At 41.5% G+C, this 14,761-nt stretch carries 9 protein-coding genes, 8 tRNA genes and 3 rRNA genes; 18 read left to right on the top strand and 2 right to left on the bottom strand.

What is annotated here, in order from left to right:
• Nucleotides 1-126 precede the first annotated feature (126 nt).
• Nucleotides 127-876: a polysaccharide deacetylase family sporulation protein PdaB gene (gene pdaB / locus NST60_RS10365; RefSeq protein ID WP_016204593.1), complete on the bottom strand. Its 750-nt coding sequence runs from the start codon at nt 874-876 to the stop codon at nt 127-129.
• A gap of 141 nt (nt 877-1,017) precedes the next feature.
• Here pdaB and NST60_RS10360 point away from each other — a divergent pair, with 141 nt between their 5' ends.
• The 13 genes from NST60_RS10360 (at nt 1,018) to rocF (ending at nt 8,773) form a co-directional block, all read left to right on the top strand.
• Nucleotides 1,018-1,251 (top strand): hypothetical protein, encoded by a 234-nt coding sequence (locus NST60_RS10360; protein ID WP_016204594.1) that lies wholly within the window; start codon nt 1,018-1,020, stop codon nt 1,249-1,251.
• Between the two features lie 274 nt (nt 1,252-1,525).
• Nucleotides 1,526-3,074 (top strand): 16S ribosomal RNA (locus NST60_RS10355).
• 478 nt (nt 3,075-3,552) lie between these two features.
• Nucleotides 3,553-6,488: ribosomal RNA gene (locus tag NST60_RS10350) — 23S ribosomal RNA — on the top strand.
• Nucleotides 6,489-6,759: 271 nt separating this feature from the next.
• Nucleotides 6,760-6,876, top strand: a 5S ribosomal RNA gene (gene rrf / locus NST60_RS10345).
• The 16S, 23S and 5S rRNA genes sit together here with 8 tRNA genes alongside, the layout of an rRNA operon.
• An 11-nt stretch (nt 6,877-6,887) precedes the next feature.
• Nucleotides 6,888-6,962, top strand: a tRNA-Asn gene (locus NST60_RS10340).
• A 28-nt stretch (nt 6,963-6,990) separates the two neighbouring features.
• Nucleotides 6,991-7,063 (top strand) — tRNA-Thr (locus tag NST60_RS10335).
• Nucleotides 7,064-7,080: 17 nt separating this feature from the next.
• A tRNA-Glu gene (locus tag NST60_RS10330) sits at nt 7,081-7,155 on the top strand.
• 4 nt (nt 7,156-7,159) lie between these two features.
• Nucleotides 7,160-7,235: transfer RNA gene (locus NST60_RS10325), tRNA-Val, on the top strand.
• A 28-nt stretch (nt 7,236-7,263) separates the two neighbouring features.
• Nucleotides 7,264-7,339 (top strand) — tRNA-Thr (locus NST60_RS10320).
• Between the two features lie 29 nt (nt 7,340-7,368).
• Nucleotides 7,369-7,452 (top strand) — tRNA-Tyr (locus tag NST60_RS10315).
• A gap of 44 nt (nt 7,453-7,496) precedes the next feature.
• Nucleotides 7,497-7,571 (top strand) — tRNA-Gln (locus NST60_RS10310).
• Nucleotides 7,572-7,573: 2 nt separating this feature from the next.
• Nucleotides 7,574-7,646, top strand: a tRNA-Lys gene (locus NST60_RS10305).
• Between the two features lie 230 nt (nt 7,647-7,876).
• A complete protein-coding gene (rocF, locus tag NST60_RS10300) occupies nt 7,877-8,773 on the top strand; it encodes an arginase (protein WP_254416029.1) in 897 nt (298 codons plus the stop codon).
• 106 nt (nt 8,774-8,879) lie between these two features.
• Here rocF and NST60_RS10295 read toward each other — a convergent pair whose 3' ends face one another.
• Nucleotides 8,880-9,047: an aspartyl-phosphate phosphatase Spo0E family protein gene (locus NST60_RS10295; protein ID WP_016201459.1), complete on the bottom strand. Its 168-nt coding sequence runs from the start codon at nt 9,045-9,047 to the stop codon at nt 8,880-8,882.
• Between the two features lie 322 nt (nt 9,048-9,369).
• On the opposite strand from NST60_RS10295, the gene sigW reads away from it, so the two are divergent.
• The 5 genes from sigW to glmM all read left to right on the top strand — a co-directional run bounded on the left by sigW (nt 9,370) and on the right by glmM (nt 14,442).
• Nucleotides 9,370-9,933 (top strand): RNA polymerase sigma factor SigW, encoded by a 564-nt coding sequence (sigW, locus tag NST60_RS10290; RefSeq protein WP_016201458.1) that lies wholly within the window; start codon nt 9,370-9,372, stop codon nt 9,931-9,933.
• A gap of 19 nt (nt 9,934-9,952) precedes the next feature.
• Entirely contained in the window at nt 9,953-10,603 is a 651-nt protein-coding gene (locus NST60_RS10285; protein ID WP_254416030.1) for an anti-sigma factor family protein, read from the top strand.
• Between the two features lie 304 nt (nt 10,604-10,907).
• Nucleotides 10,908-11,732 (top strand): diadenylate cyclase CdaA, encoded by an 825-nt coding sequence (cdaA, locus tag NST60_RS10280; protein ID WP_101729171.1) that lies wholly within the window; start codon nt 10,908-10,910, stop codon nt 11,730-11,732.
• Nucleotides 11,725-13,047: a CdaR family protein gene (locus NST60_RS10275; RefSeq protein ID WP_254416031.1), complete on the top strand. Its 1,323-nt coding sequence runs from the start codon at nt 11,725-11,727 to the stop codon at nt 13,045-13,047. Before cdaA ends, NST60_RS10275 begins: the two co-directional genes overlap by 8 nt.
• A 42-nt stretch (nt 13,048-13,089) precedes the next feature.
• Nucleotides 13,090-14,442 carry a phosphoglucosamine mutase gene (glmM, locus tag NST60_RS10270; RefSeq protein WP_254416032.1) on the top strand — a complete coding sequence of 451 codons (1,353 nt, stop codon included), beginning with the start codon at nt 13,090-13,092 and terminating at the stop codon, nt 14,440-14,442.
• The last annotated feature ends 319 nt before the right edge of the window (nt 14,443-14,761 follow it).

The following is a 14,761-nucleotide window of genomic DNA, read 5'->3' as shown; positions in this document are numbered from 1 at the left end:
GATAAACGGTGTATAAAAAAGAAAAAGAGCTGTTCCTAAGAAATAATGAACCGATCTTTAGTATTGCTATCTAAATTAAGATAGTTAGCTTTAATCGGTTTATTATTTTGGCAACAGCTTTATAAATTAATGTACTTCTTTAGATTTAGAATCAGCATTTGAAATCATCTCTGATACGGTAACGAACTTTAGGTTCTTTTTCTGTAATTTCTCTATGATCTCAGGAAGAGCCTTTGCTGTTTGTTTAGCGGAATCAGAAGCATGTAACAAAACAATGTCTCCTTTTTTGGCGGAAGTTGCTTTTTTAATAATTTGTTGTGAACCAGGATTTGTCCAATCCTTTGAGTCAATACTCCAATGTACTAACGTATAATGATATTGATCCGTAATAGTTAAAGCAGATTGGTTGAAATGGCCAGTTGGAGCTCGAGCAAGCAAAATATTATCGACTTTTAATTTCTCAAACGCAGTTTTTGCTTTGGATACATCTTGACTTATTTTTTCGTCTTTTACCTCAGAATAATCAACATAATCATAGCCCAAAATGCCAATTTCATGACCTTCTTTTGATATTCTGCTTACTAACTCAGGATGCCTCTCTGCCCATGCTCCAGCCAAGAAAAATGTTGCGTTTACTTTCTCTTCTTTTAAAATATCAAGAATAGGTTCCGCGTTTTTGTCGCCCCACCCAATATTAAAGGTAAGAGCAACTCCTTTCTCCCCCTTATATACAGCCTTTGGTCCATCTTTAGAAGAGAATACAGGAATTTGCACAATGTTTTCCACATACAAAAACCAGGCTGTAAAGAAAGATACTACAACAATTAATGCAAATTGCTTTAAGGATTTACTGTTAAGAACATAAAAAAAATTCATCATTGTCACCTCGTCCACTTTACTGCTCGTCTCATTTTTATGAAGGAAAGTAAAAAATAATGACAAAAACTTTTATAAAAACAGAAAAACTAGTACATAATACAGAGACCAAAATATGGATGTGCAGCAGGAGGAATAACGATGATTGGATTATTATTAAATAAAAAAGAAGTAAAGGAGATTGAATACCTAATAAAAAGGGAATTAGATGAAATACTATTAGATCTAGGAGATAAGAGAATTGATCTTGCGGTAAAAAAGGCAATGGTTGAAAGGTATAAGGATTTATTTTCGTTGTTAAAAAGAGTCGCATCTCCTAAGGATTGTTTAGCTTATATCCTTACAGAAAATAAGATGATAAATGAAAAAATATAAAATATGAAAAAACTGTTGACGGATGATAGTTATCTTGGTATATTAGTAAACGTCACTTCGACATGAGAGAAAACAGCGGAAAAGAAAATAAAAAATGTTGTTGACTCTTATATGGGAATATGATAAATTAATAAAGTCGCTTCTTGAGCGGCCGACTAATTGCTCTTTGAAAACTGAACAAACAAACGTCAACAATAATCGTTCTGTAACGAGAGTTATAGAATGAAAACAAGCAATATAAAAGCTAGAGTTTAGCAATGAGCTAATCAACTCTTTATTGGAGAGTTTGATCCTGGCTCAGGACGAACGCTGGCGGCGTGCCTAATACATGCAAGTCGAGCGGACTTTAAAAGCTTGCTTTTAAAGTTAGCGGCGGACGGGTGAGTAACACGTGGGCAACCTGCCTGTAAGACTGGGATAACTTCGGGAAACCGGAGCTAATACCGGATAATCCTTTTCCTCTCATGAGGAAAAGCTGAAAGACGGCATCTCGCTGTCACTTACAGATGGGCCCGCGGCGCATTAGCTAGTTGGTGAGGTAACGGCTCACCAAGGCAACGATGCGTAGCCGACCTGAGAGGGTGATCGGCCACACTGGGACTGAGACACGGCCCAGACTCCTACGGGAGGCAGCAGTAGGGAATCTTCCGCAATGGACGAAAGTCTGACGGAGCAACGCCGCGTGAGTGATGAAGGTTTTCGGATCGTAAAGCTCTGTTGTTAGGGAAGAACAAGTACAAGAGTAACTGCTTGTACCTTGACGGTACCTAACCAGAAAGCCACGGCTAACTACGTGCCAGCAGCCGCGGTAATACGTAGGTGGCAAGCGTTGTCCGGAATTATTGGGCGTAAAGCGCGCGCAGGCGGTCCTTTAAGTCTGATGTGAAAGCCCACGGCTCAACCGTGGAGGGTCATTGGAAACTGGGGGACTTGAGTGCAGAAGAGAAGAGTGGAATTCCACGTGTAGCGGTGAAATGCGTAGAGATGTGGAGGAACACCAGTGGCGAAGGCGACTCTTTGGTCTGTAACTGACGCTGAGGCGCGAAAGCGTGGGGAGCAAACAGGATTAGATACCCTGGTAGTCCACGCCGTAAACGATGAGTGCTAAGTGTTAGAGGGTTTCCGCCCTTTAGTGCTGCAGCAAACGCATTAAGCACTCCGCCTGGGGAGTACGGCCGCAAGGCTGAAACTCAAAGGAATTGACGGGGGCCCGCACAAGCGGTGGAGCATGTGGTTTAATTCGAAGCAACGCGAAGAACCTTACCAGGTCTTGACATCCTCTGACACTCCTAGAGATAGGACGTTCCCCTTCGGGGGACAGAGTGACAGGTGGTGCATGGTTGTCGTCAGCTCGTGTCGTGAGATGTTGGGTTAAGTCCCGCAACGAGCGCAACCCTTGATCTTAGTTGCCAGCATTAAGTTGGGCACTCTAAGGTGACTGCCGGTGACAAACCGGAGGAAGGTGGGGATGACGTCAAATCATCATGCCCCTTATGACCTGGGCTACACACGTGCTACAATGGATGGTACAAAGGGCAGCAAAACCGCGAGGTCGAGCAAATCCCATAAAACCATTCTCAGTTCGGATTGTAGGCTGCAACTCGCCTACATGAAGCTGGAATCGCTAGTAATCGCGGATCAGCATGCCGCGGTGAATACGTTCCCGGGCCTTGTACACACCGCCCGTCACACCACGAGAGTTTGTAACACCCGAAGTCGGTGGGGTAACCTTTTGGAGCCAGCCGCCTAAGGTGGGATAGATGATTGGGGTGAAGTCGTAACAAGGTAGCCGTATCGGAAGGTGCGGCTGGATCACCTCCTTTCTAAGGAAAATGGAATTTACATTCCATCATAGATTGTTGACGATTTGTTGTTCAGTTTTGAGGGAGCAATTAATTCCTCAAAACAGTAAGAAGTTTGAGGGTAAAGAGAAACGAGTAGATCAAGGAAGCGCCTGAGTAAGCACCGGAGCGTACGACAGTACGTGAGGAGCAGAGCAAAGAAGCTGACGAAGAGATGCGAAGTTTATCTTTAGCCGAAATTGTTCCTTGAAAACTAGATTATGAATAGTAAAAACAAGAAAGAAACCGAGTAATCGCCATCTTAGATTCTCTATGTTAGAGAATTATTTCTTTGAAAAGTAATCGTATTAAACGAATACCTATTCAAAGAATGGAGGGTAAAGAGAAACGAGCAGGTCAAGGAAGCGACGGAGCGAGCACCGGAGCGTACGACAGTACGTGAGGAGCAGAGTGAAGAAGCTGACGAAGAGATGTGAAGTTTATCTTTAGCCGACAACTAAGTTAAGTTAGAAAGGGCGCACGGTGGATGCCTTGGCACTAGGAGCCGATGAAGGACGGGATTAACACCGATATGCTTTGGGGAGCTGTAAGTAAGCTTTGATCCAGAGATTTCCGAATGGGGGAACCCTCTATCCGTAATGGGATAGAATCTTTACCTGAATACATAGGGTACTGAAGGCAGACCCGGGGAACTGAAACATCTAAGTACCCGGAGGAAGAGAAAGCAAACGCGATTCCCTGAGTAGCGGCGAGCGAAACGGGATTAGCCCAAACCAAGAGGCTTGCCTCTTGGGGTTGTAGGACACTCTATATGGAGTTACAAAGGAACGGGGTAGACGAATCGATCTGGAAAGGTCAGTCGTAGAAGGTAAAAACCCTGTAGTCGAAACTTCGTTCCCTCTTGAGTGTATCCTGAGTACGGCGGGACACGAGAAATCCCGTCGGAAGCAGGGAGGACCATCTCCCAAGGCTAAATACTCCCTAGTGACCGATAGTGAACCAGTACCGTGAGGGAAAGGTGAAAAGCACCCCGGAAGGGGAGTGAAATAGATCCTGAAACCGTGTGCCTACAAGTAGTTAGAGCCCTTTTATGGGTGATAGCGTGCCTTTTGTAGAATGAACCGGCGAGTTACGATTACATGCGAGGTTAAGTTGAAAAGACGGAGCCGCAGCGAAAGCGAGTCTGAATAGGGCGAAATAGTATGTGGTTGTAGACCCGAAACCAGGTGATCTACCCATGTCCAGGGTGAAGTCCAGGTAACACTGGATGGAGGCCCGAACCCACGCACGTTGAAAAGTGCGGGGATGAGGTGTGGGTAGCGGAGAAATTCCAATCGAACTTGGAGATAGCTGGTTCTCTCCGAAATAGCTTTAGGGCTAGCCTCAAGATTGAGAGTATTGGAGGTAGAGCACTGTTTGGACTAGGGGCCCCCATCGGGTTACCGAATTCAGACAAACTCCGAATGCCAAATACTTATTCTTGGGAGTCAGACTACGAGTGATAAGATCCGTGGTCAAGAGGGAAACAGCCCAGACCACCAGCTAAGGTCCCAAAGTATACGTTAAGTGGAAAAGGATGTGGAGTTGCTTAGACAACCAGGATGTTGGCTTAGAAGCAGCCACCATTTAAAGAGTGCGTAATAGCTCACTGGTCGAGTGACTCTGCGCCGAAAATGTACCGGGGCTAAACGTATCACCGAAGCTGTGGATTGACATCTATGATGTCAGTGGTAGGAGAGCGTTCTAAGGGCGTTGAAGCTAGACCGTAAGGACTGGTGGAGCGCTTAGAAGTGAGAATGCCGGTATGAGTAGCGAAAGATGAGTGAGAATCTCATCCACCGAATGCCTAAGGTTTCCTGAGGAAGGCTCGTCCGCTCAGGGTTAGTCGGGACCTAAGCCGAGGCTGAAAAGCGTAGGCGATGGACAACAGGTTGATATTCCTGTACCACCTTTAAATCATTTGAGCAATGGGGGGACGCAGGAGGATAGGGTAAGCGTGCTGTTGGATTAGCACGTCCAAGCAGTTAGGCCGGTAATGAGGCAAATCCCATTACCATGTCAGCTGAGCTGTGACGGCGAGGGAAATATAGTACCGAAGTTCCTGATTCCACACTGCCAAGAAAAGCCTCTAGCGAGATTTATGGTGCCCGTACCGCAAACCGACACAGGTAGGCGAGGAGAGAATCCTAAGGTGAGCGAGAGAACTCTCGTTAAGGAACTCGGCAAAATGACCCCGTAACTTCGGGAGAAGGGGTGCTCTTTTGGGTGTTAAAGCCCGAGAGAGCCGCAGTGAATAGGCCCAGGCGACTGTTTAGCAAAAACACAGGTCTCTGCGAAGCCGCAAGGCGAAGTATAGGGGCTGACACCTGCCCGGTGCTGGAAGGTTAAGAGGAGGGGTTAGTCGTAAGACGAAGCTCTGAATTGAAGCCCCAGTAAACGGCGGCCGTAACTATAACGGTCCTAAGGTAGCGAAATTCCTTGTCGGGTAAGTTCCGACCCGCACGAAAGGTGTAACGATCTGGGCACTGTCTCAACGAGAGACTCGGTGAAATTATAGTACCTGTGAAGATGCAGGTTACCCGCGACAGGACGGAAAGACCCCGTGGAGCTTTACTGCAGCCTGATATTGAATTTTGGTACAGCTTGTACAGGATAGGTAGGAGCCTTGGAAGCCGGAGCGCCAGCTTCGGTGGAGGCATTGGTGGGATACTACCCTGGCTGTATTGACATTCTAACCCGCACCCCTGATCGGGGTGGGAGACAGTGTCAGGTGGGCAGTTTGACTGGGGCGGTCGCCTCCTAAAAAGTAACGGAGGCGCCCAAAGGTTCCCTCAGAATGGTTGGAAATCATTCGTAGAGTGTAAAGGCACAAGGGAGCTTGACTGCGAGACCTACAAGTCGAGCAGGGACGAAAGTCGGGCTTAGTGATCCGGTGGTTCCGCATGGAAGGGCCATCGCTCAACGGATAAAAGCTACCCCGGGGATAACAGGCTTATCTCCCCCAAGAGTCCACATCGACGGGGAGGTTTGGCACCTCGATGTCGGCTCATCGCATCCTGGGGCTGTAGTCGGTCCCAAGGGTTGGGCTGTTCGCCCATTAAAGCGGTACGCGAGCTGGGTTCAGAACGTCGTGAGACAGTTCGGTCCCTATCCGTCGTGGGCGTAGGAAATTTGAGAGGAGCTGTCCTTAGTACGAGAGGACCGGGATGGACGCACCGCTGGTGTACCAGTTGTCTTGCCAAAGGCATCGCTGGGTAGCTATGTGCGGAAGGGATAAGTGCTGAAAGCATCTAAGCATGAAGCCCCCCTCAAGATGAGATTTCCCATAGCGTAAGCTAGTAAGATCCCTGAAAGATGATCAGGTTGATAGGTCAGAGATGGAAGCGTGGCGACATGTGGAGTTGACTGATACTAATAGATCGAGGACTTAACTAAAAAGAAAAGCGGAAACGCCTGTTTATCGGCGTACAAACTGGAAGAGTTTCGACTGAGATAAAGGAAACACAGTGAACGAGAGTGAACTGATGTTGACTTATCGTAGGGAGGAGATCGGAAGTTTGATAGGCGATAGGCGTTGGAGCTGGACAATTGATTACTTATTTCTTTCTTTTACTTCATAATCTAGTTTTCAGGGAATAATTTTTTTAAATTATACTTGAAAAAATCTCGAAAACATGTATAATAATATATGTCTTGAGAAAAATAGTCTGGTGGCGATAGCGAGAAGGTCACACCCGTTCCCATACCGAACACGGAAGTTAAGCTTCTCAGCGCCGATGGTAGTTGGGGGATCTCCCCCTGTGAGAGTAGGACGTCGCCAGGCATACCATTTGTTCCGCAGTAGCTCAGTGGTAGAGCATTCGGCTGTTAACCGAACGGTCGTAGGTTCGAGTCCTACCTGCGGAGCCATTATTTTTGTTCATATGTTAGCCAAAGTGCTTCCATAGCTCAGCAGGTAGAGCACTTCCATGGTAAGGAAGAGGTCACCGGTTCGAGCCCGGTTGGAAGCTTAAGAAAAAGAAAATATGGCCCATTGGTCAAGCGGTTAAGACACCGCCCTTTCACGGCGGTAACACGGGTTCGAATCCCGTATGGGTCACCATTATGGAGGATTAGCTCAGCTGGGAGAGCATCTGCCTTACAAGCAGAGGGTCGGCGGTTCGATCCCGTCATCCTCCACCATTAATTTTTAAAAGCATATAGATTTATCGCCGGTTTAGCTCAATTGGTAGAGCAACTGACTTGTAATCAGTAGGTTGGGGGTTCAAGTCCTCTAGCCGGCACCACTTTTTTAATTGTCATTAGTTTGAATATCGGAGGGGTAGCGAAGTGGCTAAACGCGGCGGACTGTAAATCCGCTCCTTCGGGTTCGGCGGTTCGAATCCGTCCCCCTCCACCATTTATCATTGGACAATATTAAGATATATGTCCTTTTTATATTTTTGGGCTATAGCCAAGCGGTAAGGCAACGGACTTTGACTCCGTCACTCGTTGGTTCGAATCCAGCTAGCCCAGCCATCGAGCCATTAGCTCAGTCGGTAGAGCATCTGACTTTTAATCAGAGGGTCGGAGGTTCGAATCCTCCATGGCTCATATTATTTAAACCAAACACTGAAGTGTTTGGTTTTTTGTGTTCTTTTTATTTATTTTCAAAGTATATTTCTACTGGCATACATGTATCCTACGTCTTCTTTTGCTATTTTAATTTCCGAAGTCTTTTTTGAATATTCGCATATATATACATAAAAATGTTGAGTTGAGTCATTGATTTAGAAAAAGGTACAATATAAGGAAATAGAGACAAGAGGATGGGGAGGATTTTTATGAAGAAGCTAACTATTATTGGAATGCCTATGGATCTTGGACAAATGCGTAGAGGTGTAGATATGGGACCAAGTGCTATACGTTATGCTGGAGTATTTGAAAGACTATCAACGTTATTTTCCTCTATTGAAGATTGGGGCGATATTTCAGTTGGAAGACCAGAAACCATAATAGATGAACAAAGCAATCTGAGAAATCTTCATTTGATAGCAGAAAAAAATCAAAGACTTGCTGAAATGGTAGATAAAATTATTCAATCCAAATCCTTTCCTCTTGTATTAGGTGGAGATCATAGCATAGCAATAGGAACACTAGCTGGTGTTTCTAAGCATTATAAAAATCTAGGGGTCATTTGGTATGATGCACACGGAGATTTAAATACTGCAGAAACCTCTCCATCTGGAAATATTCATGGGATGCCACTTGCTGCTAGTTTGGGATATGGCCATGAACTTTTAACCAATTTATTAGGTACTTCGCCTAAAATTAAACCTGAGCACGTAGTAATAATTGGTGCAAGGTCCTTAGATGAAGGTGAGCGTAAGCTTATAAAGGAATTGGGAATAAAAGTTTTTACGATGCATGAAATTGATCGCTTAGGAATGACAAAAGTAATGGAAGAAACAATTGAATATTTAAAGGATCATACCGATGGAGTCCATTTATCTCTTGATTTGGATGGACTAGATCCCAATGACGCACCGGGTGTTGGCACCCCAGTGCCCGGGGGAATAAGTTACAGAGAAAGTCATTTAGCAATGGAAATGTTAGCAGAATCAGGACTTATTACTTCTGCTGAATTCGTGGAGGTCAATCCGATATTAGATGAAAGAAACACAACCGCATCGTTAGCAGTAGCATTGATGGGCTCTTTATTTGGGGAAAAATTATTATAAGTTTTAAGAAGGTAACTTTATCCGAAATCTAAAAAGCAGTCATGGATGTGCGCTGCTGTTCATATGATAAGTGGGTTGAGAGTATGGATTAAAGTTACCTTTATTATTATTTAATCGATAATTCGCTACATTTTTTTTCATATTTATTTAATAACAAATCAAGTTTTGTGCTTATGTCAACAACTTGGGGGTGTGAAAAAGAAGTGTTGTTTGCCAAATAGATCATCATTTCACGATGTTCTTCAATGTCTTTTAATAGTTTTCTATCACTCATTTACTTCACCCTCTATATGTTTTTTAATATTTCTTCATTTATATAGCCTCAGTAAATTCAAATGTGCTTGACTTGATTTTAGCATATTATTACTTTTTTTATAACCAATTCTAAAAATTTTAAACATTATGTGGCATTATTTGTTAAAATAAGAATGAGTATCCTAAAAAAGACAGATGTGCATAATAGGGAGATTTTTCACTTCATGTAAGTGGAAATAAATATTTTTTAATACATAATAAAAAAATCTTTAATAAAAAATGAAACCTTTCCTGCTGTCGATTCGTAAATCGATTAGCCGCACTAGAGCGGAGGTAAATAGATGGAAGCATTAGTAAAAAAAAGGATCCAACAAGTTTTAAAAGGGGATAAAAATGCATTTGGTGACATAATCGAACTATATAAAGATAAAGTGTTTCAAATTTGTTATCGGATGCTAGGCAATAGGCATGAGGCAGAGGATATAGCACAAGAAGCTTTTATTCGTGCATATGTTAATATCCATCGATATAATATGGAATATAAGTTTTCGACATGGTTATATCGAATTGCAACAAACCTATGCATTGACCGTATTAGAAAAAGGAAGCCAGATTATTATCTTGATGCAGAGGTTCCAGGGACAGATGGCCTAAATATGTATTCGCAGATTCCATCAGAGGGGAAATTACCTGAGGAAGATGTGGAAAGTATGGAACTACAAGCAATGATACAAAGGGAAATTTCGAAACTTCCTGAAAAGTATCGAGCAGTCATAGTGTTAAAGTATATCGAAGAACTTTCTTTAAACGAGATAAGTGAGATTCTGGAGCTTCCTTTAGGAACAGTGAAAACGCGAATTCATAGGGGAAGAGAAGCGTTGAGAAAACAATTACGGTATGTCTGATAAAGAAGGTGAAATTAATATGTCTTGTTCAACAAAGATTATTTCCTATATGCATCAATATCTTGATGAAGAAATAGAAGAAGAAAATCTAAAAGAATTGAAGCAGCATTTAGATCAGTGTGAAGAATGTGCAACACATTTTCATGAATTGAAGAAAACCATCGCACTGGTCCAAAGCACTTCTCATATCCATGCGCCAATGAATTTTACAGAGAATATACTTGACAGGTTGCCAGAAGAGCCCAAAAGAGTAAGAGTGAAACGATGGCTACGGCACCACCCTATGCTTGCTGCTGCATCCCTTTTTCTTATCTTAATGGTATCAAGTTTAATGTCAGCATGGAATCAAGATCACCAATTCTCTGTATCAAAGCAGCCCAATATACTAGTGGAAAATAACACAGCTATTGTGCCTGAGGGAGAAACAGTAAAAGGTGATATTATCGTTCGAAATGGTGATATTAAAATAGAAGGACAAGTTGAAGGCAATGTAACAGTAATCAATGGAAAGAAGTATATGGCTTCTGCCAGTCAAGTTACTGGAGAAATAAAAGAAGTGAACGAAGTGTTTGAATGGCTGTGGTATCATATAAAGAAAACTGTAACTGATTTTACAGAGTTGTTTAGTAATGACGACATGAAAGTTAAAAACAGCCTCCCTGCAATTTAATTATAAATTGCAGGGTTCTTTGTATTTCTAAAGCGATAGGACTTTTATATTACTAGTATCGTAAGTTCATTTCTCTTTCGGGTAAAAATAGGGCTAAATACAATGATGGGACATATACTAATGATATGGACAATCTAGATACTTAGTTATGCTTTTCTTTGTATTAATTTGAATTGTGTTATAATATGATAATTGTAGGTTTTTTTCATTCCATTATTTATTTAATAGGAAGAACCTTTATAGAAAAAGTCATTTTTAAGTAGGCAGTAGTAACTTTTGAAATATACACTTTGGAGGAAGGAAAATGTCGTTTGCAGATTTCCCTTTTTTAAAATATTTAGCGAATACAGTAGACATTATCCTTGTTTGGTATGTCATATATAAAATTATCACAATAATTCGTGGGACGAAGGCTGTCCAGTTATTGAATGGAATATTTGTTATTTTGATTATTAAAATGTTGAGTGACTATTTCCAACTACAAACATTAGGCTGGATGATGCAGCAGGTAATACAGTGGGGGGCATTAGCACTTATTATTATTTTCCAGGGAGAACTAAGAAGAGCTCTCGAGCAGCTGGGACGAGGAAAATTCTTCTCACGCTCAGTAGTTCAAGAACATGAACTTCAGGAACAGTTAGTGGAATCAATTGTAAAAGCAGTAGACTATATGGCTAAACGACGAATTGGAGCTTTAATTACGATTGAAAGAGAGACAGGGATGAGTGATTACATAGAAACAGGTATCGCTCTCGATTCAAAAATATCTGCAGAGCTATTAATTAACATCTTTATTCCGAATACGCCACTACATGATGGAGCTGTCATTATACAAAAAACAAATATTGCTGCAGCCGCATGTTACCTTCCTCTTTCCGAAAGTCCATTTATTTCAAAAGAGCTGGGAACTAGGCATAGAGCAGCATTAGGTATTAGCGAAGTGACGGATAGCTTAACTGTTGTTGTTTCAGAGGAAACAGGGGCTATCTCTATTACAAAGAATGGTGATTTGCATAGAGAATTGAAACTAGATGCTTTTAGAGAAATGTTATCTAGTGCCCTGATAACACCTTCTACCAAACAAACCACGTCAAGTAAGTGGAGCTGGAAGGGGAAGAAAAATGAATAAACTGTTTAATAATGTAATAGGCAAAAATTGGTTTACCAAAGTACTATCTCTCGCATTCGCCCTTTTACTTTTTTCCTATGCATATGATCCCAACGAAAGTTCAACAGATGTGAACGTTCCTGGTGATTCAGAAACAGCTATTTTAGAGGACATTCCGGTAACAGCTTATTACGATACGGAAAATGTTGTTGTAACAGGTATACCGAAAACAGTTACTGTAACGTTAAGAGGGCCAACCGTTCATATACAGCAGGCTAAACTAAAAAAAGACTTTGAGGTATATGTTAATTTAGCAAATGCTGATTTAGGTAGTAAAACTGTTCCACTAGAAATAAAGGATTTATCCGATAAAATAAAAGCGACGATAGATCCTGAAACGATAAAAGTCACAGTGAAGGAAAAGGTTACAAAGGAATTTACTGTGGAAGCAGAATTTAGTAGTAATGCTATTGAGAAAGGCTATTCTGCTGGAACACCAAAGATTGAACCAAAAACAGTGAAGGTTACAGGAGCAAAAGACGAAATTGAAAAAATCGCCTATGTAAAGGCAAATGTTAATTTGAATGAAAATACAAATGAGGCAGTTAGTCAGCAGGCAAAAGTTTCTGTGTTGGATAGTAGTTTAAATAAATTAAATGTGCAAGTGGAACCAGAGACAGTGGAAGTGAATATTCCTGTTAAAAGAACGAGTAAAACAGTACCGATAAATATAGTCGAACAAGGTACACCACCTGCAAATATAAACATTGATTCGATTACGTTAGATAAAAAGGAAGCAACCATTAGTGGACCAGAAGATGTTTTGAAAGAAGTGGAAAGCACAAGGGTTGAAGTGGATTTAAGTACGATTGAAAAAGATGAGGAATTGACGTTACCAGTTATCATATCTAATGGAGTAACGTCTGTCGATCCAGAGCTCGTTAAGGTAACCGTAAAAGTAACTGTTGCACAAGAGGAACAAGAGGAAGAACAGGAAGAGGATCCACAAGAAAATCAGGATTCGGAGGAAACTGCTGCTACAGAAAAAACAGAAACAAGAATGATTAGTAGTATACCAATTAATATTCAAGGTCTAAATAGTAGTCTGGAAGCGAGCATTAAGAATCCAAGAAGTAGTAGTACAAGTCTTCGGATTTCTGGAGAACAAAACAGGGTAAGAGAAATGAGTATCTCTGATTTTAATCTCTATATAGATTTAACGGGAATGGATGATGGAGAGCACGAAGTACCTATTAAAGTAAATGGGCCAGCGGATATAGATTGGGAACTTGCCATTGATACAGCAAGTGTGTCTATTACAAATAAAGAGGCTTAACATAAAACGTGATCTATACTAGTTAGAAGGAGCGATATAGAAATGGGTAAATATTTCGGTACGGACGGAGTACGAGGTGTGGCAAATAGTGAACTAACACCAGAAATAGCGTTTAAGCTAGGAAGATATGGTGGTTTTGTCCTAACAAAAGACCACGATAGACCAAAGGTATTAATCGGAAGAGATACTCGTATTTCCGGCCATATGCTGGAAGGAGCGCTTGTAGCAGGATTACTTTCCATTGGTGCAGAAGTAATGCGCTTAGGTGTTATTTCTACACCTGGTGTTTCCTATTTGACAAAGGCACTAGGCGCACAGGCGGGAGTAATGATTTCTGCATCGCATAACCCGGTCGCAGATAACGGAATTAAATTTTTTGGACCAGATGGCTTTAAGCTTTCAGATGAGCAAGAGCTAGAAATAGAAGCACTAATTGATAAAGAAGAAGATAATCTTCCAAGACCGACTGGTGCTGACCTTGGTCAGGTAGATGATTATTTCGAAGGTGGCCAGAAATATCTGCAATTCCTAAAGCAAACAGTAGATGAAGAATTTGCTGGTATTCATATTGCGTTAGATTGTGCACATGGAGCAACATCTTCCTTAGCGATGCATTTATTTGCAGATTTAGATGCGGATATTTCCACAATGGGTGCGTCCCCAAATGGCTTAAATATTAATGATGGGGTAGGTTCAACACATCCAGAAACACTTGCTAAATTTGTTCTAGAAAAAGAAGCAGATGTTGGGTTAGCATTTGATGGTGATGGCGATCGTCTGATAGCTATTGATGAAAATGGTGATATCGTGGATGGCGATCAAATTATGTATATTTGTGCAAAATATTTAAAAGAAACGGGAAGATTGAAAAATAATACGGTTGTATCTACTGTAATGAGTAATTTAGGCTTTTATAAAGCATTAAAGCAACATGAGATTACTAGTATTCCAACTGCTGTTGGTGACCGTTATGTAGTCGAAGAAATGCGTAATAATGGCTATAACCTTGGTGGAGAGCAGTCAGGTCATATTATCTTCCTTGACTTCAATACAACAGGTGACGGACTTTTAACTGGATTGCAATTGGTTAATATCATGAAAGTTACAAAGAAAAAATTATCAGAGCTTGCTGGGGAAATGAAAAAGTTCCCGCAAAAGTTGGTAAATATTAAAGTGACAGATAAATTCCATGTGACAGATAATGAAAAGGTTAAAGAAGTTATTGCAAAAGTGGAACAGGACATGAACGGAAATGGAAGAATTTTAGTTCGTCCTTCTGGAACAGAGCCGCTGGTACGCGTTATGGCTGAGGCTCCAACAGAGGAATTATGTGAAGCCTATGTAAATGTTATTTCAGAAGTAGTTAAGAATGAAATGGGTTTACCAGAAGAGTAAGCTTAAACATAAGGAACTTATACTAATATCTATGCAATTAGGAACAAATATAGCACGATAGAATACATTATTAGGGTGAAGGGCACTTAAGAAATTAAATGCTTTTCACCCTATTATGATTTTATTTTCCGCTTTCGTGTCAGATGGATATCCTACTGCAATTAGAGAAATATAAAATTTACCGTTTTGTCACAGGAATGTATTTGACGAGGGGAATCGAGGTAGGGTATGATTAAATTGCTTTTGGAAAAAAGCCATTATGTGAAAAAGGAGGATAGGAGTGGAAATAGGAAAATGAAGCGCCTGGACTAGTGATGGA

It is taken from the genome of Niallia sp. FSL W8-1348, from assembly GCF_038006745.1.
Classification (GTDB): Bacteria; Bacillota; Bacilli; order Bacillales; family Cytobacillaceae; genus Niallia; species Niallia alba.
Note: the sequence above shows the minus strand (reverse complement) of the source record. Positions and strands in the feature narration are given on the sequence as shown.